General features: G+C 65.0%; 29 protein-coding genes. 13 read left to right on the plus strand and 16 right to left on the minus strand.

Annotated elements, in window-relative coordinates; translation table 11 throughout:
* Positions 1-2: 2 nt before the first annotated feature.
* On the plus strand, positions 3-764 hold the full coding sequence (locus ABFX29_RS05295) for an SDR family NAD(P)-dependent oxidoreductase (RefSeq protein WP_152225484.1): 762 nt from the start codon (positions 3-5) through the stop codon (positions 762-764).
* A gap of 213 nt (positions 765-977) precedes the next feature.
* The gene (locus tag ABFX29_RS05300) at positions 978-1,931 is read left to right on the plus strand and encodes a hypothetical protein (protein WP_152225486.1); all 954 of its coding nucleotides are present in this window, start codon (positions 978-980) and stop codon (positions 1,929-1,931) included.
* Between the two features lie 74 nt (positions 1,932-2,005).
* Here ABFX29_RS05300 and hpaD read toward each other — a convergent pair whose 3' ends face one another.
* From hpaD to ABFX29_RS05320, 4 genes are read right to left on the minus strand one after another with little or no spacing between them, the layout of a single operon-like run.
* Entirely contained in the window at positions 2,006-3,076 is a 1,071-nt protein-coding gene (gene hpaD, locus ABFX29_RS05305; protein WP_152225488.1) for a 3,4-dihydroxyphenylacetate 2,3-dioxygenase, read from the minus strand.
* Between the two features lie 28 nt (positions 3,077-3,104).
* A complete protein-coding gene (gene hpaE, locus ABFX29_RS05310) occupies positions 3,105-4,622 on the minus strand; it encodes a 5-carboxymethyl-2-hydroxymuconate semialdehyde dehydrogenase (protein WP_152225490.1) in 1,518 nt (505 codons plus the stop codon).
* A 43-nt stretch (positions 4,623-4,665) separates the two neighbouring features.
* On the minus strand, positions 4,666-5,343 hold the full coding sequence (locus ABFX29_RS05315; RefSeq protein ID WP_152225492.1) for a GntR family transcriptional regulator: 678 nt from the start codon (positions 5,341-5,343) through the stop codon (positions 4,666-4,668).
* Positions 5,340-6,818: a fumarylacetoacetate hydrolase family protein gene (locus ABFX29_RS05320; protein ID WP_152225494.1), complete on the minus strand. Its 1,479-nt coding sequence runs from the start codon at positions 6,816-6,818 to the stop codon at positions 5,340-5,342. Before ABFX29_RS05320 ends, ABFX29_RS05315 begins: the two co-directional genes overlap by 4 nt.
* 261 nt (positions 6,819-7,079) lie before the next feature.
* Between ABFX29_RS05320 and ABFX29_RS05325 the strand changes: the two genes are divergently transcribed.
* A complete protein-coding gene (locus ABFX29_RS05325) occupies positions 7,080-7,910 on the plus strand; it encodes a HipA family kinase (RefSeq protein ID WP_338079122.1) in 831 nt (276 codons plus the stop codon).
* Between the two features lie 931 nt (positions 7,911-8,841).
* Here the strand turns inward: ABFX29_RS05325 and ABFX29_RS05330 are convergent.
* From ABFX29_RS05330 to ABFX29_RS05345, 4 genes are all read right to left on the minus strand, one after another.
* The gene (locus ABFX29_RS05330) at positions 8,842-9,804 is read right to left on the minus strand and encodes a DUF2971 domain-containing protein (RefSeq protein ID WP_170287701.1); all 963 of its coding nucleotides are present in this window, start codon (positions 9,802-9,804) and stop codon (positions 8,842-8,844) included.
* Positions 9,805-10,244: 440 nt separating this feature from the next.
* On the minus strand, positions 10,245-11,789 hold the full coding sequence (locus ABFX29_RS05335; RefSeq protein ID WP_152225502.1) for a DUF6297 family protein: 1,545 nt from the start codon (positions 11,787-11,789) through the stop codon (positions 10,245-10,247).
* 3 nt (positions 11,790-11,792) lie between these two features.
* Positions 11,793-12,479 carry an ABC transporter ATP-binding protein gene (locus tag ABFX29_RS05340; protein WP_152225504.1) on the minus strand — a complete coding sequence of 229 codons (687 nt, stop codon included), beginning with the start codon at positions 12,477-12,479 and terminating at the stop codon, positions 11,793-11,795.
* 9 nt (positions 12,480-12,488) lie between these two features.
* The gene (locus tag ABFX29_RS05345; RefSeq protein ID WP_152225507.1) at positions 12,489-13,070 is read right to left on the minus strand and encodes a hypothetical protein; all 582 of its coding nucleotides are present in this window, start codon (positions 13,068-13,070) and stop codon (positions 12,489-12,491) included.
* Between the two features lie 182 nt (positions 13,071-13,252).
* On the opposite strand from ABFX29_RS05345, the gene ABFX29_RS05350 reads away from it, so the two are divergent.
* The 3 genes from ABFX29_RS05350 to ABFX29_RS05360 are packed head-to-tail and all read left to right on the plus strand — an operon-like array spanning position 13,253 to position 14,251.
* Entirely contained in the window at positions 13,253-13,429 is a 177-nt protein-coding gene (locus tag ABFX29_RS05350; protein WP_091601164.1) for a YegP family protein, read from the plus strand.
* Between the two features lie 26 nt (positions 13,430-13,455).
* Complete coding sequence (locus ABFX29_RS05355; RefSeq protein ID WP_152225509.1) at positions 13,456-14,004, plus strand: PIG-L family deacetylase; 549 nt, start codon at positions 13,456-13,458, stop codon at positions 14,002-14,004.
* The gene (locus ABFX29_RS05360) at positions 13,997-14,251 is read left to right on the plus strand and encodes a hypothetical protein (protein WP_152225511.1); all 255 of its coding nucleotides are present in this window, start codon (positions 13,997-13,999) and stop codon (positions 14,249-14,251) included. Before ABFX29_RS05355 ends, ABFX29_RS05360 begins: the two co-directional genes overlap by 8 nt.
* A 36-nt stretch (positions 14,252-14,287) precedes the next feature.
* Here ABFX29_RS05360 and ABFX29_RS05365 read toward each other — a convergent pair whose 3' ends face one another.
* Positions 14,288-14,518: a DUF1040 family protein gene (locus ABFX29_RS05365; protein WP_152225513.1), complete on the minus strand. Its 231-nt coding sequence runs from the start codon at positions 14,516-14,518 to the stop codon at positions 14,288-14,290.
* A gap of 34 nt (positions 14,519-14,552) precedes the next feature.
* Entirely contained in the window at positions 14,553-15,245 is a 693-nt protein-coding gene (locus ABFX29_RS05370) for a helix-turn-helix transcriptional regulator (protein WP_152225514.1), read from the minus strand.
* Positions 15,246-15,315: 70 nt separating this feature from the next.
* Between ABFX29_RS05370 and ABFX29_RS05375 the strand changes: the two genes are divergently transcribed.
* On the plus strand, positions 15,316-16,023 hold the full coding sequence (locus tag ABFX29_RS05375) for an alpha/beta fold hydrolase (protein WP_152225516.1): 708 nt from the start codon (positions 15,316-15,318) through the stop codon (positions 16,021-16,023).
* A 10-nt stretch (positions 16,024-16,033) separates the two neighbouring features.
* Here the strand turns inward: ABFX29_RS05375 and ABFX29_RS05380 are convergent, their stop codons facing one another.
* From ABFX29_RS05380 to cynS, 3 genes are all read right to left on the minus strand, one after another.
* Positions 16,034-17,167 carry a baeRF2 domain-containing protein gene (locus tag ABFX29_RS05380; protein ID WP_152225518.1) on the minus strand — a complete coding sequence of 378 codons (1,134 nt, stop codon included), beginning with the start codon at positions 17,165-17,167 and terminating at the stop codon, positions 16,034-16,036.
* 239 nt (positions 17,168-17,406) lie between these two features.
* Entirely contained in the window at positions 17,407-18,234 is an 828-nt protein-coding gene (locus ABFX29_RS05385; RefSeq protein ID WP_152225520.1) for a formate/nitrite transporter family protein, read from the minus strand.
* A 10-nt stretch (positions 18,235-18,244) separates the two neighbouring features.
* Positions 18,245-18,697 carry a cyanase gene (cynS, locus tag ABFX29_RS05390; RefSeq protein ID WP_152225522.1) on the minus strand — a complete coding sequence of 151 codons (453 nt, stop codon included), beginning with the start codon at positions 18,695-18,697 and terminating at the stop codon, positions 18,245-18,247.
* 218 nt (positions 18,698-18,915) lie between these two features.
* Between cynS and ABFX29_RS05395 the strand changes: the two genes are divergently transcribed.
* Together ABFX29_RS05395 and ABFX29_RS05400 are read left to right on the plus strand one after the other, a co-directional pair.
* Complete coding sequence (locus ABFX29_RS05395) at positions 18,916-19,647, plus strand: helix-turn-helix transcriptional regulator (RefSeq protein WP_152225524.1); 732 nt, start codon at positions 18,916-18,918, stop codon at positions 19,645-19,647.
* A gap of 53 nt (positions 19,648-19,700) precedes the next feature.
* Entirely contained in the window at positions 19,701-19,928 is a 228-nt protein-coding gene (locus tag ABFX29_RS05400; RefSeq protein WP_152225526.1) for a hypothetical protein, read from the plus strand.
* Between the two features lie 25 nt (positions 19,929-19,953).
* Here ABFX29_RS05400 and ABFX29_RS05405 read toward each other — a convergent pair whose 3' ends face one another.
* Entirely contained in the window at positions 19,954-20,814 is an 861-nt protein-coding gene (locus ABFX29_RS05405; protein ID WP_152225527.1) for a helix-turn-helix transcriptional regulator, read from the minus strand.
* A 236-nt stretch (positions 20,815-21,050) separates the two neighbouring features.
* On the opposite strand from ABFX29_RS05405, the gene ABFX29_RS05410 reads away from it, so the two are divergent.
* Complete coding sequence (locus tag ABFX29_RS05410) at positions 21,051-21,299, plus strand: Atu4866 domain-containing protein (RefSeq protein WP_211372324.1); 249 nt, start codon at positions 21,051-21,053, stop codon at positions 21,297-21,299.
* A gap of 50 nt (positions 21,300-21,349) precedes the next feature.
* Positions 21,350-21,847, plus strand: coding sequence for a GNAT family N-acetyltransferase (locus tag ABFX29_RS05415; RefSeq protein ID WP_152225531.1), 498 nt, complete (start codon positions 21,350-21,352; stop codon positions 21,845-21,847).
* 23 nt (positions 21,848-21,870) lie between these two features.
* Here ABFX29_RS05415 and ABFX29_RS05420 read toward each other — a convergent pair whose 3' ends face one another.
* Positions 21,871-22,368: a winged helix-turn-helix transcriptional regulator gene (locus ABFX29_RS05420; protein WP_152225533.1), complete on the minus strand. Its 498-nt coding sequence runs from the start codon at positions 22,366-22,368 to the stop codon at positions 21,871-21,873.
* A gap of 116 nt (positions 22,369-22,484) precedes the next feature.
* On the opposite strand from ABFX29_RS05420, the gene ABFX29_RS05425 reads away from it, so the two are divergent.
* Positions 22,485-22,838 carry a nuclear transport factor 2 family protein gene (locus ABFX29_RS05425; RefSeq protein ID WP_152225535.1) on the plus strand — a complete coding sequence of 118 codons (354 nt, stop codon included), beginning with the start codon at positions 22,485-22,487 and terminating at the stop codon, positions 22,836-22,838.
* A 68-nt stretch (positions 22,839-22,906) separates the two neighbouring features.
* On the opposite strand, the gene ABFX29_RS05430 is transcribed toward ABFX29_RS05425, so the two are convergent.
* A complete protein-coding gene (locus tag ABFX29_RS05430; protein ID WP_152225537.1) occupies positions 22,907-24,076 on the minus strand; it encodes a hypothetical protein in 1,170 nt (389 codons plus the stop codon).
* A gap of 235 nt (positions 24,077-24,311) precedes the next feature.
* Between ABFX29_RS05430 and ABFX29_RS05435 the strand changes: the two genes are divergently transcribed.
* Positions 24,312-25,073, plus strand: a complete 762-nt coding sequence (locus ABFX29_RS05435) for an alpha/beta fold hydrolase (protein WP_152225538.1) — start codon at positions 24,312-24,314, stop codon at positions 25,071-25,073.
* Positions 25,074-25,075 lie beyond the last annotated feature (2 nt).

A 25,075-nucleotide genomic window follows, 5' to 3' on the forward strand; every position in this document is an offset into this window, starting at 1 on the left:
TCATGGACCTGCAGTTGAACGGCAAGACGGCGCTGGTCACCGGCGGAACACGGGGGATCGGGCGGGCCATCGTGGAGGCGTTCGCCACTGAGGGAGCGAACGTTGCTTTCTGCGCCCGCGATGCTGCGGAAATCGCGGACACCGAGGCTGCCCTCGCTGACAGCGGGGTCAAGGTGGAGGGCGCCATCCTGGACGTGGGCGACGGCGACGGCGTGGCCGCCTGGGTGGACGACGTCGCCGGCCGCTTCGGCGGACTGGACGCCGTGGTCAGCAACGTCAGCGCCCTGGCGATCCCGGAGTCGCCCGAGTCCTGGGAAGCGAGCCTGCGGGTGGACCTGATGGGAACCGTGCGTCTGATGCAGGCGGCCATTCCGCACGTGGGGCGCAGCGAGTCGGGCTCGCTGCTGGCGATCTCGAGTGTTTCCGGACGGGAAGTGGATTTCGCCTCTGGGCCGTACGGCACGGTGAAGACGGCACTGATTGGCTACATGGCCGGGCTGGCGTTCCAGCTGGCCGATACGGGGATCCGGGCCAACACGGTCTCGCCCGGCAATACCTATTTCGACGGCGGTGTGTGGCAAGGTCTGGAGGCGAATGCTCCGGAGATGTTTGGGGAGTCCCTGGCCCTGAACCCCACCGGCCGGATGGGCACGCCGCAGGAGGTGGCCGACGTCGTCGTTTTTGTCTCCAGCCCGCGTGCTTCGCGGATGACCGGTGCGAATGTGCTGGTGGACGGCGGTCTGTCGCGGGGGATTCAGTTCTAGGGGGTCCGGGCTGCGCGCGCCGCGGTGCCCCCGGTTTTGCACCGGTTTTGTGCCATCTGCTCCGCGGCGTACCGGAGCGATCAGCACAAAAAGGAGCGGAACGCCGGAGATCGGGCATGAAAACCCCCGTTTCGATGGGCGGGTCGGCCGGGACGAATCCGGGGCAGTGCGGCAGGATCGGACAATCATCCGTCTCAACAAGGGGGAGCTCGAATGGGGATTTTTGGAAAGAAGCGCTCATCAGGGAAGGAACCGGCACAGGAGGAGGGCCCCGACCCGTACCTGACGGTGTTTTCAGCCTCGGAAGCCAACGACTTCCGCGCCCTGACGCGTGAGGTTTTCGCCGAGATGGGTTTCGAGGTCGGGATCCATCCGGACCATGCGGTGGACAGCGAGGGGCGGAAGTACGGGTTCTGGAATATCGCCGCGCTGTGCAGCGGGTTGCCGCGGGCAGACTGGAGGCCTGCGATCGCCGGTCACCTGAAGAACGTGCTGGCAGGTTTCGACCAGGATCCCTTCGCCGCCCTTACGCCCGAGGACGCCGCCCAGCAGACATATTCCCGGCTCTATGAGGAATCGGCGTTTCCCAGCCTGGAGGGGTATCCCTACCGCGAGTTCGCCCCGGGGATCGTCGAGCTGCTGGCCTTGGACCTCCCGGATTCCGTTGCCATGTTTGATCATCAGAAGGCCCAGCAGTTCGGCGGGTGGGAGGCACTCAGGAACCAGGGGATCGCCAATCTGCTGGGCCTGGATGTCGAGCGGCTTGAAACCATCCCGGCTTATGGCTCAACCTTCAGCTGCCTTTCCGGCAACTCCTTCTACACGGGCAGCCGGGCAGTGCTGCTTCCCGGACTTGCCACGCAGGTCACCGGCAAGCGCGTGCATGAGGACTTCGGATGGCTTCTGTGTGTGCCCAGCCGGCACCAGGTTGCCTGGCACATCATTGAGGACTCATCAGTCATGGGAGCCATCCAGGGAATGGCCGGCTTCGGAATCGATGCATACAGCAGCGTTCCCGGTCCGGTAAGTCCGCACGTCTACTGGTGGAACGGCAGCGGCTACGAACAGCTCACGCACAGGAAGGACGACGGCGCGGTGGCGGTCCGGGTCAGTCCGGGCTTCCAGCGGGTCCTCGCATCGGTCGCCGCTGTCATACCCGAATCCTGATACCCAGACCCAACGAAAACGGGAGGGACAGCCAAAGCTGTCCCTCCCGCCGTCGTACGCGGTACGCCCCGGAATTAGAGCTGCGAACCGACCTTGAAGTCGGTTTCGTCGCCGCGGGTGTAGGAGAAGCCGTCAGCGCCGATGGTGACTTCCATTTCGGAGGAGTCGGTGCGGGCCACAACCTGCTGCGGGTTGCCGTCCAGGTCCAGGACCAGGGAGGCCTCGGTGTACCAGGACGGAACAACCGGGTTGCCCCACCAGTCGCGGCGCTGGTTGTCGTGCACGTCCCAGGTGATGGTGGGATTGTCCGGGTCGCCGGTGTAGTAGTCCTGGGTGTAGATCTCGATGCGGTGGTCGTCCGGATCCAGGATGTAGAGGTAGAACGCGTTGGAGACGCCGTGGCGTCCGGGGCCGCGCTCGATCCGGTCGGAGATGCGCAGGGCGCCCATCTTGTCGCAGATCTGGATGATGTTGTGCTTCTCATGGGTCGCGAACGCGACGTGGTGCATGCGGGGACCGTCGCCGCCGGTGAGGGCGGTGTCATGCACTGTGTCCTTGCGGTGCAGCCACGCAGCGTAGGTGACGCCCTCGGAATCCTTGATGTCCTCGGAAACGCGGAAGCCCAGGTTCTCCAGGTAGGCGCGGCCGCGGGGAACGTCCGGGGTGACCTGGTTGAAGTGGTCCAGGCGCACCAGCTCGCCGGCGGAGTAGAGGTCGTAGCGCTGGGTCAGGCGCTCCACGTGGTCAACGTGGTAGAAGAATTCGTACGGGAAGCCCAGCGGGTCCTCCACGCGGACGGAGTCGCCCACGCCCTTGGTGAAGCCGTTCGCGCGGCGCTCGGTGCGGCAGCCCATTTCCTTGTAGTACGCCTCGGCAATATCCACGTCTTCCGGGGTGCGCACGCGGTAGGCGAAGGACGCGACGGCGGCGACGGGTCCCTTGCGCAGCACCAGGTTGTGGTGGATGAATTCCTCGAGGGAGCGCAGGTAGATGGCGTTCTCATCTTCCTCGGTCACGTGCAGGCCCAGGACGTCCACGTAGAACTCGCGGGACTTGGCCAGGTCGGTGACCACCAGTTCCATGTAGGCGCAGCGGACAATGTCCGGCGGGTTGATGGACGGCTTGGGAATGGGGTTGGCGTTCATGGTTCTCCTTCGAACAGAGCGGGGGGATTTAGGCGTCGGTCTTGGCGGCGTCGTCGGTGCCGAACTTGGGCGTGTGCACCTTGCCGAGGGTGATGTGCACGGCCTGCTGGTCGGTGTAGAAGTCGATCGAGCGGTAGCCGCCTTCGTGGCCCAGGCCGGAGGCCTTCACGCCGCCGAACGGGGTGCGCAGGTCGCGGACGTTGTGGCTGTTCAGCCACACCATGCCGGCCTCGGTGTTCTGCGCGAAGTTGTGCGCGCGGGTCAGGTCCTGGGTCCAGATGTAGGCAGCCAGGCCGTACTTGGTGTTGTTGGCCAGTTCCAGGGCTTCTTCTTCGGTGTCGAACGGGGTGATCGCGACGACGGGACCGAAGATCTCCTCCTGGAAGATCCGCGCGTCGGGCTTTACATCGGCGAAGACGGTGGGAGCAATGTAGTTGCCCTCTTCCAGGCCTTCGGGGCGGCCGCCGCCGGCCAGCAGGCGGCCTTCGGTCTTGCCGATTTCCACGTAGGAGGCCACCTTGTTGAAGTGCTCCGGGTGTACGAGCGCACCCACCTGGGTCTTCGGGTCGTGGGGATCGCCGACGACGATGGTCTTTGCGCGGGCAGCGTACCGTTCGCAGAACTCGTCATAGACCGGGCGCTCCACCAGGATGCGGGAGCCGGCGGTGCAGCGCTCGCCGTTGAGGGAGAAGACACCGAACAGCGCGGAGTCCAGGGCGGCGTCGAGGTCCGCGTCCGCGAAGACCACGCACGGGCTCTTGCCGCCGAGCTCCATGGACAGGCCCTTCAGGTTCTCTGCCGCGTTGCGGAAGATGGTCTGGCCGGTGGTGGTTTCGCCGGTGAAGGAGATCAGCGGAACGTCCGGGTGCTTCACCAGCGCGTCGCCGGCTTCCTCGCCAAGGCCGTTGACCAGGTTGAACACACCGGCCGGAACGCCGGCTTCGGTGAAGATGTCCGCCCAGAGGGAGGCGGAGAGCGGGGTGAACTCGGCGGGCTTGAGCACCACGGTGTTGCCGGTGGCCAGCGCCGGGGCGAGCTTCCAGGATTCCAGCATGAACGGGGTGTTCCACGGGGTGATCAGGCCGGCGACGCCGATCGGCTTGCGGTTCACGTAGTTGATCTGGGATCCGGGGACCTTCATGGCGTCGTCGAACTGGGCGACGATCAGGTCCGCGAAGAAGCGGAAGTTCTCCGCGGCGCGCAGGGCCTGGCCCTTGGCCTGGGTGATCGGCAGGCCGGTGTCGAAGGTTTCCATCTCCGCCAGGCGTTCTTCCTGGGCTTCGACGGCGTCGGCGATCTTGTTGAGGATGCGGGCGCGCTCACGCGGCTTCATCTTCGGCCACGGGCCGTTCACGAAGGCTTCGCGGGCGGCAGCGACGGCGGCGTCAATGTCTTCCTTCTGACCCGCGGCGGCGGTGGCGTAGTTCTGGTTCGTTACCGGATCCAGCACGTCGAAGGTGGCGCCGTTGATGGAATCAACGAATTCGCCGTTGATGAAGTGCTGGATGTGGGTCGGAAGGTTCTCCGGGATGTAGTGCTCAGCCATGGGGCGTCTCCTTTGATGCGGGGGTCTGGACTATGGGTTTTGGTTAGGGGGTGGAGCTTGCGGGGGAGTGCTTCAGGTACGCGTCGAGAGTGGCAATCCGGTGGGCGCGGGCCGCGGCCTCGATGATGCCGGCGTCGGCCTTTGCCTCGATCAGTTCGAGCAGCCGCTCGTGCTCGGCAACGGAGTCCTGGGCCCGGCCGGGAACGTAGCTGAAGGTGGAGGAGCGCAGCGCGCCCAGCCGGTTCCAGCCGCGGTGGACCAGGTCCAGGATGTGCGGATTGGGGCAGTTGGTGAACAGTGCGGAGTGGAAGTCCCGGTTCAGGGCCGTGAAGCGGACCGGGTCGAAGTGCTCCAGGCAGTCGCGCATTTCTGCATTGATTGCCTTGGCCTTCGCCAGGTCCTCCGCCGTGACGAGCGGCGCGGAGAGCGCCGTCGCGTACCCTTCCACCAGGCTCAGCGTCTGCATGGTGTAGAGGTATTCGGTGGGGTCGATGCCGGTGACGGTGGCGCCGACGTTCCGCTCGAACCGGACCAGCCCTTCGGCCTCCAGCCGGCGGATCGCTTCCCGGACCGGGACGGCGGAGCAGCCCAGGTCCGCGGCGATCCGGCCAAGCACCAGGCGGTACCCGGGGCCGTATTCACCGGAGGAGATCTTCGACTGGACGGTCTGGTAGGCCTGTTCGGCCTTGCTCACTGTCCCGTCTTTGGACGAGGTGTTCACGCCTGTTCCGCCGCCCAGGCCTCGTACTTTTCCTTCCACGCGGCGTTCATCGGGTAGAGGCCGTCGACGCCGTGGCCGGCCTTGACCATTTCGGCGATGAACTCTTCCTGGTGTTCCTGCTTGATGCAGGCCTCCACCAGTTCCTCGGCGATGGCCGGCGGGATGACCAGGATGCCGTCGTCGTCGGCCACGATGATGTCACCGGGCTGGACGGTGGAGCCGCCGCAGGCGATGGTGATGTCCGTGTCCCAGGGGATGTGCCGGCGGCCGAGCACTGCGGGGTGCGGGTTGGCGCAGTAGACGGGCAGGTCGAAGCTGGCGACGGTGGAGTAGTCGCGGACACCGCCGTCGGTAATGATGGCTGCGGCGCCGTTGTGCATGGCGCGCAGGGCGAGGATGTCGCCGAGGGTGCCGGTGCCCTTTTCACCGCGGGCTTCCATGATCAGGACTTCGCCTTCGCGGACGGAGTCGATGGCGCGCTTCTGCGCGTTGTAGCCGCCGCCGTGGGTCTTGAAGAGGTCTTCGCGGTTGGGCACGTAGCGCAGGGTGCGGGCGGTGCCGACAACCTTGCGGCCGGTCTTGGTGCCGGTGAGGCCGTCGATGGAGACGTTGTTCAGGCCGCGGGCGCGCATCTGCGAGCTGAGCGTGGCGGTGGCGACGGATTCAAGCTTGGCCTTCAGCTCCGGGGTGAGGGCCGGCGTCGGTTCCTCCGCGGGCGCGAGGCCCGCCTTCTCGGCGGAGCCCCACGCTTCTTCGCGCTGCTTGTCATCGATCTTGGGCTGCGCGCCGAAGGCAGCCAGCGGCGTCGTGCCTTCGGTGACGGTGGTGGTCAGGCGCCCGGTGGTCTGCCCTGTGGAGGGGGAGTCCACCTCGATTTCGACGACGTCGCCCGGGACGGCCACGGAGGCGCCGGCGGGGGTGCCGGTGAGGATCATGTCCCCGGGTTCGAGGGTGAGCAGCTGGGAGAGGTCGGCGACCAGCTGCGCGAAGGGGAAGAGCAGGTCTGCGGTGGTGTCATCCTGCGCGAGTTCGCCGTTGACCCAGGTGCGGACGCGCAGGGCTGCGGGGTCTACGGAGGCGGCGTCGAGGATGGCCGGGCCTACGGGGGTGAAGCCGTCGCCGCCCTTGGAGCGGAGGTTGGATCCCTTGTCTGCCCAGCGGAGGTCGTACACGCCGAGGTCGTTGCTGGCGGTGACGCCGCTGACGTAGCTCCAGGCGTCTTCGACGGAGACGCGGCGGGCGGTCGTGCCGATGATCAGGGCGATTTCGCCTTCGAAGCCGAGCAGTTCGCAGCCGGCCGGGCGCTCCACGGTGCCGCCGGTGAGGGCGAGGGAGGAGCTGGGCTTCAGGAAGTAGGAGGGCTGTTCCGGGGTGCGTCCGCGCTCTGCTGCCCGGCTGGGGTAGTTGATGTGGACGGCGATGACCTTGCCGGTCTGTGCCAGTGTCTCCGATGTGGCGGTGTTGCTCGTGGACATCTCACTCCTGGATCAAGTACGAAATCGTATACGATCCAGTGTGCCTTGTGGAGTGGGTCACGTCAAGGGGCTGGAGATGCGCGTGAGTGACGGTAAAAAAGAACTATGAGCGTGCACAATAGGTTTCGATGCTGTGCTGTGCTGAGCGGTGTGTGATCTGACAAGCATCTACACCCGTGCGACGATTACCTACCCGGGAAACCATTCCTTGAGGGGGAACGAAGCTCGGACATCGACTATACGAAGAAAAGGCACGGAGAGATGGGCGTTGGGGGACAGAGCAGCTACTTGCTGAAAGAGAGTTGGTCAGGCCTTTTGTCGGGTCACCCGAGACCATCCGTCGAGACGCAAATCTTCGCCGTCGCAAAAGTGGCGGACACAGGATCACTTCCATTTTTGGGCCTTGCGACCGACGGGAACTCATACTGGGTCAAGTATCTAGGCAACGCTCACGGCATCGATTCTCTAATCGCCGAGCGAGTGGTTGAGGCGCTGGCCAGAAAACTTTCCGCACCGATGCGGCCGTCCATGCTGGTTGAGGTTCCCCCATCTCTGCTTCGTCACCCAGAATTGCTGTCCTCCGGCATTCAGGCTGGCGTGGCGCACGGCTCGCTTCTCCTTGGCACATGCCAGGAAAGAACAGTGTTGGACTCAGCGGCCAGAGATGGCAACGCCGCCCGACAACCCCGGTTTATCGCCTTATGGGAACTCTGTTACGGCGAAGACGGCCAGTGGTTGTATGACCGCTCGGGAGAAGAGCAAGTCTGGTCCTTCGATCACGGATACTGGATTACGGGAGGAGAGCCGGCGCCCCTGACGCCTGCCGACTTGGAAGTCACCGTCAACCAGAAGAGGCCATGGTATGGGTCTGTTCGCGGAATGGATCCAGGAGCTTTTCTCGGTGTTGCGGACGATCTTGCGTTGTTATCAGTAACCGACTTCATAGACGCCGTTGCCAGTGTGCCCGTAGCATGGGGCGTTCCGGATAGCCTTTTGGAGACACTAGCGTGGTGGCTCCACTACCGAAGAAAACACGTCGTTACCAGAATGCGCGCACTTGCGACGGAAGCAGCAAGGGCAGCCAAAGCTTAGTAATGAGGAAGGGGTGAAGTGATGTTCTACCAATATTGGGTCGTCCGGTACGTGCCGGACCCTATACGCGGTGAATTCGTAAACATTGCTTTGCTCGTCGGTAAAGATGGGCATGACTGGGCGTTTCGCCCTGTTAGCAACCTGCAGCGAGCCAGCCGCCTCGGGGGTGACCCCACGATCGCGAAATATTGGCTCGGAGAGCTCGAAAAAATGGTCGGAACTCTCCGGGCAGGAGGAGCCCCTCGTTCTGAACCCTCATTGGTGCTTCTGGCCGACTCTGAGCGCAGCTTAAGTGCAGCAGCCATCTCCCGGATAGCCTCTCGGCTAAACAACGCAGTGCAGATATCTGCTCCCTACCCAATGGAAGCTGACTCAGCTGCGGCTGGACTTTCGATGTTATTCGAGCACTTAATTGCAGATCCGCAGGTAAAGCCTCGAGAGCTTTTTGGCACGCGGGTAAGCAATTTCGTTTCGACCGAACTGCGGCGCGTGTTGCCAGACAGTGGCGTGGCCCTACGTTCGCGCCCACAAATACGTGTTGGCACAATCCCTCGAACCGCCAACTTTGCGATTACCGATAACGCGGTAGAACAGATTACGAATGCTTGGTCTTTCAACTTGTCTGACGTTGACAAGGTGTCGACGGAAATACAAGCCTGGGTGGCGCATATGGACCGCCTACGACGGCGCGGAGGAATACTCGAATCGAGAGGGCAGCCGCCCCTGTCTATTTCTCCTGATGTCCAGCTGCGGGTTGTATATGAGGAGCCGCGACAAGAGTCAGCGAGGCCTGCGCTGGAGATAGCCAAAGAGGTTTGGAAGGAAGTGCCCGACCTCGTGGCATACTCACAGTCTGAGCAGCACTTTCTCGTGAGGGATGCCGTCAATGCGGTTGCAGTCTGAGCCATCCCCGCTCGTCCAAGAGGCCCAACTAGCGGTAAGGGATCTCGCTAACCGCAACCTTGACATCGTGATATCCCAGGAATGAGAGCAACTGCTCCAGCCCAAACTTGGCTTCCTCCGGGTAAGGCGTCGGACCAATGTTTATCTGCCGAATGGGAAGCCTTGCCGGGAGCCCGTCTCCTTCGTCTGTTTCGGCTTTGGAACGCGGAGGCGGCGTACTCGCGGCAAGTTCAACGTACGGGATCATTCCAAAGCGGCCTGGACGATGGAGAACATATTTCCATGACGGAGTTACCTCCGCTATTATTCGAGCCTCTTTTTCATCTCGGAATCCGCTGTCTTTGATCGTGCTCAGGGCGGACTGAAGGGCCATATGTGCAAAGAACCGGCGGAACCGGAACTTTTGCTGACCACCGTTCGGGGTCTGAAGCTCGTCGATAATGCGATCTAGCTTCTCTTTGATGAACGCTTCCTGATCGGAAGGGTCATAGATAACATCGACCCATGGGTCTGCGTTTTCAGACTCCCGATCGGGATCAAGTTCCAGGGTCCCGTCCGGGTTCCTGGGTCCATCGTAATAGCCAGAAGGGGGGAACGGATGGGCGTCCCTGAGGTTCTGGGGCTGAACATGCAGGTCTACGTCTCTGTCGAGTCCGATTGCAAAACTCACTTGTTCCCTGCCGTAGTAGCGCCACAGCGTGAGGCTGTCAGGGTCGTTTGAAGCGGACAGGATGAACTTGCTTTCGCGTGAGGAAGAGTACGTCCCCACAGTATCCAAGAGAGCCTGAGCCTGGAGTTCCGGAAATTCGGTCTGAACCTCCCGGAGGCGGTCAGCCAATACCTCATTACCGCTCATCAGTTCTTTCGAGTCGTTCATATAGGCGGCTGAACTTGCCCAAAGCACTCTACTGTTTAAGGCGTTCTTGAGGGCCGCACCGTCACAGTAGTGCCAAACCAGATTCCCGGCACCCGACATAAGATCCTTGGACATGCCATTCCTGTCTTTATTTTCGGTGGTCCTCGGTGCTGCGTTAGAGATTGCTAGACCATATAGTTGCATACTCAGCTTCGAAGGCTTCTGCGACATGGCGTGGAAATTTTGGAACGATCTGAGTACGTCCGCTAGCCGGTGTTGTACGGCGGTGAGCAAAGCTTCGTTCAATTTGATGATGGCGTTGAACCCGGCTAGTTGCGCTCCCTTGATCGTTGGCCGGAGTGTCTGGGTAATACCGCCAGCCCCGTGATCACGGCATCCTGAGTGGGAGTCGCCCGCGAGTCGCATCCGGACAACAGGACACCTGCGGCATCAGCAGAAGCCTGCTCAACTCCGTCTGTGAGGCAGGTGGACCGAATATCAAGCAACGGCAATTTGCGTGAATCCGCCAGTTACATCGCGGCGACATTGATTGCCAAAGGGAACCTATCCGGGTTTTATCTGGGCTGTGAATACATCACCACAAGAACACAAACGGCCGAGAAACCAGCCTGCGCCAGCAACAGCACTCCGGGCACATACCCCAGGAACAGTCCGAGCAACAGCGGAACCAGCGCCAGCAGCGTCGTGTCGAAACCGCGGATCATCGTCCCGGCCTGCGCGCGGGGCATCGGACCGAACGGGGTGTCGATCGGAGGGACGGTCCAGTCGGGTTGCGGCCGGTAGGCGCCCCGCACCGCCGACGCACCAAAACCCACACCAGCCAGAGCACCCAGAGCAATCAGCGCCGGGCTACCCGCACCGAGCAGCACCAGCACCGCACACAACACCGCCGTCCACAGCGTCAGCGCGGCGGCAGGCAGGGCCATGCGGCTCAGAAGCACGACGGACACCGACAGCGGCAGCAGCATGTCCAGGCCCGGCATGATCGCCGTCCGCCGCGCCACCGCACCCAGCGCCGGAACCGCCGCAAACACAGCCGCTGCAATCATCCCCAGCTGCACCAGCGGAGGCTGCGCCCCGCCGGCCAGCAACACGACCACGAACACCGCCAGCACCAGCACCGGACGGACCCACAGGCCGCGGGTCCGCAGGAACGCCGCCGTATCCGCGCGCAGCAGGGCACCAAACGGCGTCCGCCCGCCCCGCGCATACCAGCGCGCAGCACGGGCGGAAGCAACGCCGTCGGGCTCTGTCGAAAGCGCGCGGCCCACCTCATTGAGATCCATCAGGTACACCGCGGCACCGGTGTGCCCGGACACCGCGCCGCCGCGGATCAGCTCCCGGCCCGGGATCCGGTCCAGCCGGGCGAACACGAGCAGTCCGAGCGCAACGGTGACACCCAGGCTGCCGACCGCCAGCACCCAGGACCCCGCGGCAACCCGCACCGTGACCAGGCTCAGGAGCGCCAGCACCAGCAGGCCGGGAAGGCTGCCGCTGCGCCGCTCAGCCGCCGACTGCGGAGCCGGCCGGGCCTGCTGCAAACCCGCGAGCAGCACGGCAGAGACCGCAGCCACCCCAAACGTTGCAGCCGCCAGGACCTGTCCCCGAACACTGGTCTCCAGGTCCATCACAAACCCGAACGGCAGATACAGCACGGCGGTGCCCGCCCACACGAGCAGCAGGCGCCGGACCAGCCGGCCGGCCAGCATCGGCCGCCGCTCCAGCGGCAGGCTCAGCCACCAGTACCCTTCGGGACCGCTGACCGCCGCGGGACCCAGTTTCCGGGCGATCACCATCACCGCAGCCAGCGCCGCGAACACCAGCACAGCCGCTGCCGCGCCGTCGGGCAGGGCGAACGACGGCGGCGCCACCAGGGTGCGCCCGGAACCGACGTTCCAGGCCTGGGCGACCTGCTCGCGCAGGGCCAGGACGAGTCCCACAGCCAGGGCTGCAATGGTTCCGAGCGCCAGCACAGCGGTGTAGACGTCGACGAAGACATCCCGGAACCGGGTCCGGCCGCGGGAAAACGCCCGCGAGGCCTGCCGGGTGTAACGGACCGGGTCGAACGGGGGAGGTGCCTGGACGGTGTCGGCGGTCATAAGTCAGCGTCCGGCGATTTCCGCGGCGGCGCGCTCGGGCGCGATCTCCCGGACGTCGTCGTCAATCAGCAGGCACCGCTGCGCGGTGGCCAGCAGCAGCGCCGGATCGTGGGTCACCAGCAGGACCGTGCCGCCGCCGTCGGCATAGGCCTGGATGCGTTCCCCCACCCGTTCGCGCATGGCGGGGTCCAGGCGCTGCTCCGGTTCGTCGAGGATCAGCAGCGACGACGGGCGGATCAGGGCCGAAGCCAGCAGCAGGCGGCGGCGCTGGCCGGAGGAGACGGAGGCGGGAACGGCGTCGGCCCGCTCCTGCAGGGCGAAGAAGTCCAGTTCGGCGTCGACGGCGGCGTCCGGGTCCGGGACCGAGTGGCCGCGGGCGACCAGCTGCAGGTGCTCGCGCAGGGAGAGGGACGGGAAGAACGCGTCCTCGTCGAACAGTGCGGCGACCGAGCGGCGGAACGGGATGGCGTCCTCGTTGACCGGCAGCCCGTGGACCCGGACCTCGCCGTCGAGCATCTGCTGCTTCCCGGCGATGGTGCGCGCGGCCGTGGACTTCCCGGCGCCGTTGAAGCCAACGACGCCGAGGATCTCGCCTGAGTCGGCGCGTGCCGTGATCGGACCGCAGACCGGCAGGCCGCCGTAGCCTACGGACAGGTTGGAAATATCGAGCACGGCCCCCGGGAAAGTCATGGGATTAATCTAGCCGGGCCAGTGATCGTTGCGGGCCGCCGCATCCGCCGGCGGAAGATGGACGGCATCAACCGGCATGGGCCAGCGGCCCGTAGCCCGGTGGAAATCAATGGCCTGCATCATCGGCGCCACATTAAAGGCATTGACGTTCAGGCTGTATTTGACGCCATTGGCGAATCTGACCCACAGAAACGGCTGTCCTTTCATCCGCTGCATCCGGTAGTCAACAATGTCGCTGTAGGGGAGCACGTGTTCCGGCCCAAAGATCTTCCGGAAAGCCAGCTCGTATTGGCGCGGTGCCACATAGACCTTCCGGTAGATCCAGAGGAACATCAACCCGCCAAGGAAGATGGCCACGGAACTGATGACCATCCCAATCTCCGGGTCTTCAATGGACAGCGCGGCCAGGCCCATCAGGAGCCCGACGGCGATGAAGAGCCATCCGACTCCCGGCACCACCTTGGGCGGGCGGATCCGTTCCGGATGGTCCTTGGAGCGGTTGGGGTGTTTACGCGCCCACCACGAAATAAGGGCGATAAACACGGTCACGCCGGTCGTGATCGCGATCTGCAAGATCGTCGCCGTTGACATGCTTCCCCCATGACCTTTGCCTACAGCGTGTTCCCCGCTGATCCTGCTTGGAAATCTACCTCAGCGGGACCCTCCCGGTCCGCGCGGCTGCGCCCGGAGAAGTTTGTGCCGGGACGGTTTGACTCTCCCGAACGGGAATACGCTGGATAAACGGCATTGGAACCGGATCAAGCGAGGCAGCCATGGCAGGGAAATTCGAGGTCTATCAGGACAAAGCCGGCGGATTCAGGTTCCGCCTGAAGGCAGGCAACGGAGAGGTCATCGCGTCCTCCGAAAGCTACAAATCGAAGGCTTCGGCGCTCAAGGGAGTAGAGTCCGTCCGCTCCAACGCCAATGCGAAAATCACCGATCTGACCTGACGGCCCGGACGCAGCCCAGTGAAGTGATGGACGGTTCCCGCTGCCTGGCCCTCGTCGTCGCGCACCCCGACGACGACGCGTACGGGCTCGCCGGAACCGTGGCTCTGCACGAGCACGATCCCGGCTTCCGGTTTGTCCTGGTCCACGCGACCGACGGCGGCGCCGGACTGATCGATCCCGCCTACCCGCCGGCCAGCCAAGACCTCGGCAGTATCCGCCGCCGGGAGATGGACGCTGCGTGGATCGCGCACGGCCGGCCGCCGGACCGGCACGAATGGCTGGACTACGACGACGGCGCCGTGAACCAAGTGCCGTTTGCCGAGCTGGTGGAACGCATCGGCGGAATCCTAGCGCAGGAACGGCCCGACGTCGTCGCCACCTTTGGTCCGGAAGGACTCACCGCGCATCCCGACCACATTGCCGTGGGAGCCGCTACCGACGCCGCATTTACCCGACGGCGGTCCGGGCCCGCAGCGCCTGCTGCACGGCTGCGTCCGCCGCTCCACGTGGGAACGCTGGAACAGCGGACGGATCCGGCGCGGCCTGAAGCCGTGGGAAGCAGGCCGGATGTATGACGTGAACCCCGTTCCGGACGAAGAGATTGGCATCGAGGTGGATGTCAGCAGCGTCGCGGACCGGATAGTGGCAGGGCTGCTGCAGCACCGGACGCAGCGCCACGTGATCTCGCCCGGGGTGCCGCCGGACGCGGAGGAGGACTCCCGCTGGAACCGCATGGTCGGCGTCGAACCGCTGGTGCAGGCCTGGCCGCCCAGGCAGCCGGGAGCTCCCGTGCTGGGCGACGTGTTCGAAGGGCTGGGCTGACTGCGCGGGGGCGCTGAAGAACGGCTGCGGGACCGCCTAGTCCTGGGCTGCCCTTTCCCGAAGCAGGGCAATGAGGCTGCTGTCCTCGACGTCATACGGATCTTTCGGCAGGTCCAGATCATGCTGAAGGTTGGCCAGATACTGAAAGAACCTCTGGTCGTTTCCTGACCGCTTCCAATCGGCCGCAACCAGTTCCAGCAATTCATTGATCCGGTCGGCGGGACGGGGAGTCAGAGTCGAGTAATCGTTAAGGCTGTCCTCATGCATCCCCGAAGCCTAAAGGATTCGGGCTGCTACTGGTCTACCGCCCGTGCACCGGCCTCGCGTTAGCCGGAGGTTCGCCGACCTCCTCGACGGTGTGGCCGGTGCATGCCATCGAGGTGACACTCGCCCGGTCGATGCTGGAGACGGTGAACCACCGGATCCCGTTCCGCAGCCTGCACCATCCCACCAGGAACCACCGGCCGCTGGTGGAGGCAAAGAGGATGGGTTCGACGTCGCGCGTTGTCACCGCGCCGTCCTTGGCGGTGTAGCGGATGCGGACCACCCGCTGGTCTGCCATCGCTTCTTCCAGTGCGGACCGGACCGCGCGGGAGGACGCGGGCGGGGCGTTGACCCATACGCGGGATGCCAGCTCATCGGCCCGGGCACGGGTGCGCGGGTCCAGGACGTCAAGGATTTTCCGAACGCCGGCGGAGGCTAGATCAGCGTAGGGAGCGTCCGACGCCGCGGAGACAGCGGCCATCAGCGCCACGGCCTGCGCGGGGGAGAGGGTGACGGGAGGCAGGGAGCCGCCGCTCGCCAGACCGTATCCGCCGCCGGGCCCGGGGCGGGACCAGATGGGTGCGCCGCTGTTCTCCAGAGCATCGAGGTCCCGCTTCACGGTCCGCACGGAGACGCCGAACTCCCTGGCTAGGTTCTCGGCCGAGCAGCCCCGGTTACCGCTGCGGCGCAGCATCTCGGACAGGGCCACGAGCCGCTCGGTCCGCCTCACGCGGGCACTCCAAAATTCATGACATAAATAGTGACATACACCTGCCCATGCGAGGGGAGAAGGTTGGAACATGAACACTACGAAGAGCCCCATCGTCCTGATCGCCGGCCACTGGCTGGGAGCCTGGGCCTGGGATGAAGTCCTGGAACACCTTGACCAGACCAACGCCGTCGCACTCACTCTCCCCGGGCTGGATCCGGAGGACCCCGCCCGCACGGCACGGACTCTCGATGAGCAGGCAGCGGCGATTGCCGACGTCGTTACCGGCCTGGGCGGGCCGGTGACCCTCGTGGCGCACAGCGGCGCCAACTTCCCCGTCAGCCTGGTCCTGGACCAGCACCCCGAGCTGATTCACCGAATGGTGTGGGTCGACTCCGGGCCCGTAGGGCCGGGAAGTGTCTTCCTGCCCGGTTTCCCGGAAGACGCGGCTGAGCTGCCGCTGCCGGCCTTCGATGAGTTGGGACAGCAGGCCAGCCTCGAGGGCCTGAGCGAAGAGGTCCTTGAACGGTTCTGTACCCGGGCCGTCCCGGAGCCCGGTCCCGTGCTGCGCGAACCGCTCGAACTGACCAACGATGCCCGCCGGCAGGTCCCCACCACGCTGGTGTGCTGCTCGATTCCGGGTGCACAGATGACGGAACTGGCCCGCTCGGGGCACCCCATGTTCGCCGAAACCGCAGAGCTCACGGACGTGGAAGTTCTCGACCTCCCCACCGGCCACTGGCCGATGTGGAGCCGGCCGGGTGACTTGGCGGACGTCATTGCGGCTGCTGCCAGCTGAGGCGGCCCGGTCAGCTCCCTGGCGCCGCAGGGCCGGTAGGCCAGCGGAGCAGGGCAGCAACATCGATGCCGTGCGGAAGGACGCCGTTGGGCACCAGCAGCAGACTGGCATCGGTCAGGGCAGCTGCCCGGATCAGCGCTGCCGGAGCGGGAACCTGCCCCAGGACCTCAGCGCCGAGGGACTGCTCCGGGGCGCTGGCCACCCAGGGTTCGGCTCCCAGGGCCAGCAGCTGGTGGTCCACCAGTGCTTTGTCATTGAGGATCAGGAGGTCCACCTGGGCCTGCTGCAGGGCCGTAAGCACCCCGCCTAAACCGGTCGCGGACTCCGGGTTGGCCTGCCCCTGCTGCTGGGCCAGACGGTCCATGATTTGTTCCTGCTCCGCAGCCCACAGCAGGGCAATGCGTTCCTGGACCTTGTCCTCGAAAGCCCGGCGGCCAGCCCCGGACTCCGGCATGTGGGAATCGATCATGCTGACCAGCGGCTTGTGGGCTTCGGTGAGCTGGTCCCGTACCAGTCCCCGCGCCCGGACGTCGCCGGCAAGCACGATCAGCCTGGCTCCGCTGCTGTCCACGACCCGGTCGATCTGCTCCGCGACCTGGTCCGCGTTGCGCTTCCAGACCTGCTCGGTCTGCCGCTGGAACTTGTCCTGTGACCAGCCGCCGGCAGGCAACTTGGTGATGTCTTCCTTCTCGCCCTCCACATCCTCGACGGAGGACTCTTCACGGCCGACGAAGAGCAGGCGGATCTCCGCGTCCTCCCGCGAGACTTCCGCAACAATGTAGGGCAGTTCCTCGGGGCGGTGCTTGAGCAGCGGCAGCAGATCGGGAATCGGATCCACCGAGACCCGCTCCGGCAGTACCAGCTCTCCGGGCAGGAGTTCGTTTAACGCCACCGTGCCCTGCTGGACAAGGAGGTAGCGGGAGACGGGGGAAGGATATCCCTCAGCGGGAAGCACCGCGGTTTCAGCCGCTTCCTGGTCCTCCGCTGGTGCGCCCTGTTGAGCCAGCGCCCTCCTGACGTCGACCGGGCGGACCTCTGCGGCTTCCAGACTGTCCACATTCCCCGCGGAAGCGTCGATGTAGGCGACGCACCAGGGGCCGCTGCGCCGGTACAGGTCGGCAAATTCGTGGAGTTTACGGGTCATGACGATCTCCTTCCGCAAGGCCTGGGGCCCCACAGCGAATCAATCCCTGCTTCACGCTAGCACCGGCGTCGGCGGCATTTACAGGGTCGGCGGAGCTGCAGCCCACCTTGCCGCGGACTCTCTCCGGGTGTGCTTGGCTGCCCCGGATCTGCCTAGGCCCTGATGCTGCCGGAAACGCGGGCCGGCACCCGGGGTCGATCCCCGAATGCCGGCCCGCCGCCGTCGTCGTTCCCCCGAACCTAGACCTTCACCTTCGCCGCGAACTGACGCCCCGGCGCGGTCCGGGCGTGCGTCCCGTAGATCATCAGGCCCACGAAGGTCAGGCCACCCACCAGGTTGCCGAGCACCGTGGGGATCTCGTTCCAGATCAGGTAGTCCATCAGCGTGAATTCGCCGCCGAGCATCAGGCCCACCGGGAACAGGAACATGTTCACCACCGAGTGCTCAAAACCCATGTAGAAGAAGAGCATGATCGGCATCCACATGGCGATTACCTTGCCCGGCAGGCTGTCGGACATCATCGCGCCGACGACGCCGGTGGAGACCATCCAGTTGCACAGCACCCCGCGCACGAACAGCGTGAGCATGCCGGCCGCGCCGTGGTCCGCGTAGCCGACCGTCCGTCCTTCACCGATGTGCCCGATCGCCTGGCCCACCTCGCTCACTCCGGAGGAGAAGCCGTAGGTCCAGACAATAGCCATCAGCACGGCGGTGGTCAGTGCGCCGGCGAAGTTGCCGAGGAACACCAGCCCCCAGTTCCGCAGCATCGACTTCCAGGTAACGCCCGGCCGCTTGTCCAGCCAGGCCAGCGGCACCAGGGTGAACACGCCGGTCAGCAGGTCAAAGCCCATCAGGTAGAGCATGCAGAAACCCACGGGGAACAGAATCGCGCCCAGCAACGGCGACCCGGTCTGCGTGCTGACCGTGACGGCGAACGCCGCGGCCAGGGCCAGGATGGCGCCGGCCATGTAGCTGCGGATCAGGGTGTCCCGGGTGGAGAGCATCACCTTGGAGTGTCCGGCGTCGATCATCCGGACCGCGAAATCCTTGGGAATCACATAGCTCATCGCGGGCCCCCTACCACTGGTACTTCAGGAACTTGCCGTCGATGATCACGCGCACGCGGTCACCGTCCGGATCCTCGCGGCGGGTCAGCTCCACGTTGCAGTTGATCGCGCTCATGATGCCGTCGCCAAACTCCTCGTGGATGGCTTCCTTCAGCGCCGGGCCGTAGACGGCCAGCAGTTCGTAGAAGCGGTAGATCGTGGGGTCGTCCTTAAGCGAGTCCCCGGCAATCCGGTACGGCTGCTCCTGCAGCGCCAACACGGTTTCGGTGTCCAGCTCCAGCAGCTCGCCCGCCTTCTCCGCCAGTTCCGCGGGCACCGGATGCGAACCCAGGAGCGCTGCGATGGTCCACAGCAGCGGACGGTCCAGCTTTTCGGCGAGCTCGGCCCAGGATGACTCCGAACGGGCGACGGCGGTGCGCACCTTGAGTGTTGCCTGGTCTCGGGTGGTGTTCCAGTTCGTCATTTCTGCCTCCTCGTAAATGGCCTGCAGGCACTTGCCCTGAACTCAAAGTAGGAGTGCCCGGAAGCGGCGCGTCAGGCTTTTTACGCAGCCCATCCAGCAAAAAACGCAGCCAGCACGGCCTTTTACCTGCCTGAAACAACCAGGCAACGGAACTGCCTTTCAGGGTTCCTACGGTGTTGAACTGGGGGCCGTGTGAGAGCCGAGGGAAAGGGCAGGAAATGGATCTGCTGGCACAGGTGGTCCGCGAAGCACCCGTACCGCTGTGGGTCATTGATTCCCGCGGTCTCGTGGCGCTCGCCAACCGTGAAGCGATCCGGTTCCTGGGCTACCGGGGAGACGACGACGTCGTTGGCGGTCCCAGCCATGACCTGCTGCACCGGAGCCGTCCGGATGGAACCCCGTACCCCGAACACGAATGCCCCATTGTCGGATCCGGCGGATCGGAACCCGCAACAGAATGGTTTGTCACCCGCGAGGGGGACACCCGTCCGGTCCGCTGGTCCACGCGCAGCATCTCAGACGGTCACGCCACCCTGCTGAGTTTCAGCCCCGAACCGCGCGCCGAGGCACAAATAGTGCGGGAGCTGCGCCGCCGGGGCTCAGGGGCGCGCACCTCGCCGGCACAGGCCCGCGCAGAACTGCGCGAGTCGCTGTGCCGCACCATCAGCACCCGCTTTACTGACCCGCAGTTCACGACGGCGGAACTTGCCGCCGCGGCGCATCTCTCGGTGCGCTCCGTCCAGGCCCTGTTCGCCGAAACCGGAACGTCCCCGGCAGCAGAAATCCGGCGGGTCCGGCTCGAGCACGCCCGGGAGCTGCTGGTGCGGGGCCATGCCGTGCAGACAGCGTGCCTTGCTTCCGGGTTCCTTGACCCCGGCACGTTCGCCCGGGCCTTCCGGCAGCGGTTCGGCTGCGCACCAAGCCAGGTGCCGGCGTCGTTGTCCGCATGAATGGCCGGACGCTATTCGAGGCGTTCCCCCGCCACGTGTGATTGGGTAGCCCGATGGATAACTACGTCAGCTCCGGCACCTTCTGGTTCACCCTCGCCCTGATTAACGCAGGCCTGGCGGAACAGAAGAACCGCTCACGCTGGAACTGGTTCCTCATCTCAATCCTGCTGGGCCCGATCGCGACCCTGCTCATCGTCGTCTGGCGGGCACCGGAACCGGTGCCGCCGTCCATGACGCACCGCGGAGGCTGGCAGGAGCCGGCACCTGAACAGCCCCGGTAACACAATCGGTTGACCGTGCCGACGGTCACCGGCCGAAGGCAGCGCCAGTGTCAGCGTCGGCGGTGTCTTCAACCGGGCAGGAAATCGTTCCCAGAAGCCTCAGGGCGGTGTCACTTGGAGAGAATGGTTCCGCGCGGTAGACGATCAGCTGCTGGCCCGGGGCGCTCCGGACATCGAAAGAGGTGAATTCGAGCGTGAGTGATCCGACCTCCGGATGCAGGAATGTCTTGGCCTCATGCGTTTTTCCGCGTACGTTGTGGCTGGCCCAGAGCGCGTCAAAATGCACGCTGCCGGCGCTGAGTTCCTCGACGAGCGCGAGGGCGGCATGATCGTTGGCGTCGTAGCCCAGGGCCAGCCGAAGGTTCGCGACGCACGCCTCCGCAGCACGATGCCAATCGGCGAAGAACGCCGGCCCGGCTGGATCCAGGAAGGTCATCCGGGCTAGGTTGTCCGCGTTGGCGAACCCGCGGTAGAGAGAGGCAGCCAGCGGGTTCCGCGCCAGAATATCCAAGCGGCGGTTGAGCAGGAACGCCGGGGTCTCGGACCATGAGTCCATGAGGGCGAGCAGGGATGGGTCGACCTGCTCCCTGACCGCGACGGGAACGGTGCCAGGGGCGACGCCGGCCAGTCGGAACAAATGCTCGCGGGCATCGTGGGCCAGGTTAAGCGCCCGGCAAAGGGCATCAAGAACCGACGCCGAGGGGTGGAGTTCCCGCCCTTGTTCGAGCCGGGCATAGTAATCCACGCTCACTCCGGCCAGAATGGCAACCTCTTCGCGCCGGAGGCCTGGTACCCGGCGAACTCCGCTCCAGCGAATGTTCGCAGCCTCCGGAGAGAGGGCAGCCCGGCGGGCAGACAAAAATGGCCCAAGGCCTGCGGAAGTCATGCCCACATTCTGCCCGACACTCCTCCGGCCAGACAGGACGTAACGCACCCTGGCTAAGAACGCGCCTCTGCAGGCGGTTCGTGCCTGGGCGCTTCAGCCGGACGGCCGGTTGAAACAGGTTGAGTTTAGCCGGGGTGCGGCAGGGCCTGTTTGTACCTCAAACCGTCATGAATGATGTTGAAGCGGTTTTATCCATAATCGCCGCTAGATTCCAGACGATATCCCAGGAGACACCCATGACCGAACGATCAATGCACCCCTACGTGGGAATGTGGAAAACAGCGGATTCCCACGTGCGCCATGAGCTGTTGGCCAACGGGCGCTATGTCGAGGCCCGCGGGACACGGGAGGCAGCGTACACCGGAAGCTACACCGTCACCGGAAACCACATCGACTATCTCGATGACACCGGTTTCACCGCTGATGGAGAATTCGTGGACGGCATTTTTTACCACGCCGGAATGACCCTGTACCGGTCCTCGTAGACGATCCGTACAGGTGAACCATGCTCAACTGCCCGTGCTGCTCTGACTGAATGGAAAAAGAAACCTTGCATATTCGAACCGCTGCCACCGCCGACTCCAGGGCCCTTGCCCGGCTGGACGCCTCAGCGTGGGCACCGGAAGTCCAAGTCTTTCCGCCCAACGATGCTGATGCTCCGTTCTTCGACAACCGCCGCGGTCCCGAGGATGTCATCGTCGCAGTCGACGGCGATTCCATTGCCGGTTACGCGCATCTGGCCCGCCACATTCCCATCCCCAAGAACGATCATGTGCTGCACCTGAATGCCCTGGTGGTTGCCCCCGGCCAACGGGGCCGGGGCATCAGCCACCAACTCCTTGATGCCGCCGTTGATGAAGCGCGACGGCGCGGAGCACGTAAGCTCGGGCTCCGCGCACTGTCAACCAACACGGTTGCCGTTGAGCTTTACCGCCAACACGGCTTCGCTGTGGAAGGGCAGCTCCGGCAGGAGTTCCTTCAGCCGGACGGCAGCTGGGCCGACGACGTTTGGATGGCCCTCTTCCTTGACTGAGCGATGGTCTGCGAACCGCAGGCTTAAGAGCCTGGCCGGCTCCCGCCGTCGTACCGTGCCCGCATTTCCGGACCCGCCGCTGGCCCGGCCGTAAACACAAACCGGGGATCCTCCACACCCAGTCCGCTCCCGGGGTCGATGACGGCAGGTTCCACTTCCTGACCCGTCTCCGAGTCGACCAGGATCATTGCCCGCTGTTCCGGGAGGAGCTGCGCGTTGCGCCATGCTGCCATGGCCACGAGTACGGGGCGCAGCGACCGTCCGAAGTCCGTCAGCACATACTCGTGGCGGATGGGCTTGTCCTGGTACGGGCGCTTGTCGAGGACGCCGTTGTCAACCAGCGTCTTGAGGCGCGCGGTCAGCATGCTTGAGGAGAGCCCGATGTTGGCCTGGAACTCGTCGAACCGGGTGTACCCGTCGAAGCAGTCGTGCAGGATCAGGATGGTCCACCACTCGCCCACGTAGGACATGGCCGTGGACAGCGGGCATTCCCGGTCTTCCATGCGCACGCGTGCCGGCATCGGTTCTCCTTTTCCAGACGGGCCGCTCGACGTTCGGTCCACTTACTGCTAATTTAGCACCCACTACTTACTTCTAAAGTAAAAGCTACCGAAGATGGACGGAAAAGAGCAGAACCATGAGTCAAACGCCTACGGAGTACGACGCCGCTGCCCTCCCCTCCGCGGTCACCGCTTACCTCGATGCGCGTGACGCCAAGCGGCACGCTGATGCCTCCGCACTGTTCACTCCGGATGCGGTGGTGGTCGACGACGGATCCACCTACCAAGGCACCGACGCGATCAGCAGCTGGATAGCAAACACCTCCACGGAGTTCGAGTACACCGTCACGCGCATTGGCCAGGCCGTGGAAGGTTCACGCGCGGAGGTGCTGGTTCGCCTGGACGGCAACTTCCCCGGAGGCACCGTAATGCTGTGGAACCGCTTCGACCTCGCCGACGGTGCAATCCGTGCCCTGACCATCGAGCCCTGAGAGCGGGAACAGGGTGGCCTGCGTGGGTCCCGACGGACCGCCCGTGTCTGGCGGCCCCCGCGGCCCGCCTAGGCAACGCCGTCGAAGGCCGGTCCCGTAAGGACCTGCGCCCATTTCGCCGGACCGGAGTTCACTCCTTCCACACAGAACCACAGCGTGCAGCTGCGCTCCTCGTCGGAAAGCACCATGAGGTCCCCGCCGCGGCCGTCCTTGGGCAGCTGGACGACACCTTCCCGCCCGGAGGGGAGGGCAGTGGGTGCCACCGATACCGGGGGCGGATACGTGCCCCGAAAGAACCCGGGGATTAGTTGGATTTGTGCAGCGTCATCCGATTGGAAGGTTCCGCCGCGGTCTCCTGAGGACGTACCTTCCACCCCTGCCCCGGCAAGCCCCCGGCCGTGAACGCCAACCGGTCCGTGGCCCACCACGCCGAATCCCAGGGTCTGGTTGCTGGACGGGATGGGGACGCCGCCGGCGAGCCCGATGACGCCGGAAGCGTTCCGTACCCGGGGATCCGTCGATTCGCCGCCCCTGCCAAGCACGCCGGCGCCTGCTGAACGGGGGCCGCTCGCAACATTCGGTCCGGGAATCGTCCCGGTTTCATCCTGCTGGGGAACCATGGTCAGGGTGAGTTCTGCCCCCTGGCCATAGACGCCGACGCCGCCGGTGTCGGACAGTGGATGGGCAGGAAGCAGATCCTTATTCGGACCTGTTCCTCCGCCAAGGCCAATGACACCTGCCGCGTGGGGAAGCCGCAGCCGGTTGTCGAACTCTGACTGCCGGCCGCCCTGTCCCACCAGGCCGGCGCCGGGCGGGGTGGTGTAATCCGCGAAGAAGTCGGCCTGCGGGCCGCCCAAACCGTGCACCCCGATTCCGCCCGCACCGCCGTTGCCGGGTTCCGGCGTCCCGCCGCCCAGGCCGAACACTCCGGTTCCCTGGTTGCGGCCTCCCCGGCCCACCACTCCAGTTCCTCCGGGCGTTCCGCCGAAGTTACTGGCGCTGCCGCCGCTCCAGCCCTTGCCGACGATCCCGTCGAAAGAGTTGGACGGAATGAACGAGTCGCCGTCCTCATAGTCGTCCGGGTCATCGGCGTCCTTGGCCACCTCCGCAATAAAGATTGCCGGCCCGTTGAAGTTGGACTGGCCCGGCGGCACCTGAGCCCAGAGGATTGTTCGCCCCTCTGCTCGGTTTGTCCGCCCCGTTTCGACTTCTTCGCCGCTTCCGCTTGCGCCTGACATGGGTCTCTCCTCGCTAGTTTGCCCAGCCATCCCCATGCCCTGCTTCAAGAAGACGCGCCGTGCCGTTTTAGTGTCAAGGACATTCGGAAGGGAGCGTGGGCAGCTGACCTCCGATCATTTCGGACTGTAACCGGAGGCGGGAAACTCGTACGTACCGTCACAATGGAAGGAGCCGGCGCGGGCGAAACCTCCGCCCCGGGGCAAACTTCCAGCACCAACCCCACGGCAGGACCACATGACTTATCACCGGATCAACGGCGTCGACCTGTATTCCGAAGTGGCCGGCGAGGGCCGGCCGATTCTGTTCCTGCACGGCGGGTTCTGCTCGCTGGAGGCGCTGCAGGAACAAGCCGACGCCCTGGCCGCTGAACGGAAGGTGTACGCGTTCGAGCGGCCGGGCCACGGACGGTCGGCGGACATCGACGGCGGCTACAGCTACGAGCGCGGGCTCTCGGACACCCTGGCCTACCTCGATGCCGAAGGCCTGGAATCGGTCGACGTGCTCGGCTTCAGCGACGGTGCTGTCCTCGGGGTGATGCTGGCCCTGCACCACCCTGATCGGGTCCGCTCCCTGATCGCCATCAGCGGGAACCTTGACCCCTCGGCGTTTCAGAACGACGCCGGTGCGCTGCCGGTGCTCGGCCCGCCCGTCCACGCGGCACCCAAGGACCCCAACAAGCCGGACCGGGAACGGCTCGCCTACGAGCGGCTGTCACCGGACGGCCCGGGCCACGCGGACGCCGTCATGGCAAAACTCTTCCGGCTCTGGACCACCGAACCGCACATCAACCCGGCGGACCTGAGCCAGATCACGGCGCCGACGCTGATCATATCGGGGGACCGGGACAGCATCCGCCCAGACCACAGCCTGCTCATGGCCGCCTCTATCCCGGGAGCGCAGCTGTGCATCGTCCCCGGCACCGGCCACGGCCTGATCGCCGAGCGCCCGGCGCTGGTCAGCGCCGTCGTCCGCGGGTTTCTGGACCAGCTTCCGTAAGG

It is taken from the genome of Arthrobacter gandavensis, assembly GCF_039528575.1.
Taxonomy (GTDB): Bacteria; Actinomycetota; Actinomycetes; order Actinomycetales; family Micrococcaceae; genus Arthrobacter_B; species Arthrobacter_B citreus_B.

Bases quoted from the DNA above. Each gene is read 5' to 3' on its own strand.
- ABFX29_RS05295 (WP_152225484.1), top strand. From the start codon at position 3: ATGGACCTGCAGTTGAACGGCAAGACGGCGCTGGTCACCGGCGGAACA.
- ABFX29_RS05300 (WP_152225486.1), top strand. From the start codon at position 978: ATGGGGATTTTTGGAAAGAAGCGCTCATCAGGGAAGGAACCGGCACAG.
- hpaD (WP_152225488.1), bottom strand. From the start codon at position 3,076: ATGAACGCCAACCCCATTCCCAAGCCGTCCATCAACCCGCCGGACATT.
- hpaE (WP_152225490.1), bottom strand. From the start codon at position 4,622: ATGGCTGAGCACTACATCCCGGAGAACCTTCCGACCCACATCCAGCAC.
- ABFX29_RS05320 (WP_152225494.1), bottom strand. From the start codon at position 6,818: ATGTCCACGAGCAACACCGCCACATCGGAGACACTGGCACAGACCGGC.
- ABFX29_RS05325 (WP_338079122.1), top strand. From the start codon at position 7,080: ATGGGCGTTGGGGGACAGAGCAGCTACTTGCTGAAAGAGAGTTGGTCA.
- ABFX29_RS05330 (WP_170287701.1), bottom strand. From the start codon at position 9,804: ATGTCCAAGGATCTTATGTCGGGTGCCGGGAATCTGGTTTGGCACTAC.
- ABFX29_RS05335 (WP_152225502.1), bottom strand. From the start codon at position 11,789: ATGACCGCCGACACCGTCCAGGCACCTCCCCCGTTCGACCCGGTCCGT.
- ABFX29_RS05340 (WP_152225504.1), bottom strand. From the start codon at position 12,479: ATGACTTTCCCGGGGGCCGTGCTCGATATTTCCAACCTGTCCGTAGGC.
- ABFX29_RS05345 (WP_152225507.1), bottom strand. From the start codon at position 13,070: ATGTCAACGGCGACGATCTTGCAGATCGCGATCACGACCGGCGTGACC.
- ABFX29_RS05350 (WP_091601164.1), top strand. From the start codon at position 13,253: ATGGCAGGGAAATTCGAGGTCTATCAGGACAAAGCCGGCGGATTCAGG.
- ABFX29_RS05355 (WP_152225509.1), top strand. From the start codon at position 13,456: ATGGACGGTTCCCGCTGCCTGGCCCTCGTCGTCGCGCACCCCGACGAC.
- ABFX29_RS05360 (WP_152225511.1), top strand. From the start codon at position 13,997: ATGTATGACGTGAACCCCGTTCCGGACGAAGAGATTGGCATCGAGGTG.
- ABFX29_RS05365 (WP_152225513.1), bottom strand. From the start codon at position 14,518: ATGCATGAGGACAGCCTTAACGATTACTCGACTCTGACTCCCCGTCCC.
- ABFX29_RS05375 (WP_152225516.1), top strand. From the start codon at position 15,316: ATGAACACTACGAAGAGCCCCATCGTCCTGATCGCCGGCCACTGGCTG.
- ABFX29_RS05380 (WP_152225518.1), bottom strand. From the start codon at position 17,167: ATGACCCGTAAACTCCACGAATTTGCCGACCTGTACCGGCGCAGCGGC.
- ABFX29_RS05385 (WP_152225520.1), bottom strand. From the start codon at position 18,234: ATGAGCTATGTGATTCCCAAGGATTTCGCGGTCCGGATGATCGACGCC.
- cynS (WP_152225522.1), bottom strand. From the start codon at position 18,697: ATGACGAACTGGAACACCACCCGAGACCAGGCAACACTCAAGGTGCGC.
- ABFX29_RS05395 (WP_152225524.1), top strand. From the start codon at position 18,916: ATGGATCTGCTGGCACAGGTGGTCCGCGAAGCACCCGTACCGCTGTGG.
- ABFX29_RS05400 (WP_152225526.1), top strand. From the start codon at position 19,701: ATGGATAACTACGTCAGCTCCGGCACCTTCTGGTTCACCCTCGCCCTG.
- ABFX29_RS05405 (WP_152225527.1), bottom strand. From the start codon at position 20,814: ATGACTTCCGCAGGCCTTGGGCCATTTTTGTCTGCCCGCCGGGCTGCC.
- ABFX29_RS05410 (WP_211372324.1), top strand. From the start codon at position 21,051: ATGACCGAACGATCAATGCACCCCTACGTGGGAATGTGGAAAACAGCG.
- ABFX29_RS05415 (WP_152225531.1), top strand. From the start codon at position 21,350: ATGGAAAAAGAAACCTTGCATATTCGAACCGCTGCCACCGCCGACTCC.
- ABFX29_RS05420 (WP_152225533.1), bottom strand. From the start codon at position 22,368: ATGCCGGCACGCGTGCGCATGGAAGACCGGGAATGCCCGCTGTCCACG.
- ABFX29_RS05425 (WP_152225535.1), top strand. From the start codon at position 22,485: ATGAGTCAAACGCCTACGGAGTACGACGCCGCTGCCCTCCCCTCCGCG.
- ABFX29_RS05430 (WP_152225537.1), bottom strand. From the start codon at position 24,076: ATGTCAGGCGCAAGCGGAAGCGGCGAAGAAGTCGAAACGGGGCGGACA.
- ABFX29_RS05435 (WP_152225538.1), top strand. From the start codon at position 24,312: ATGACTTATCACCGGATCAACGGCGTCGACCTGTATTCCGAAGTGGCC.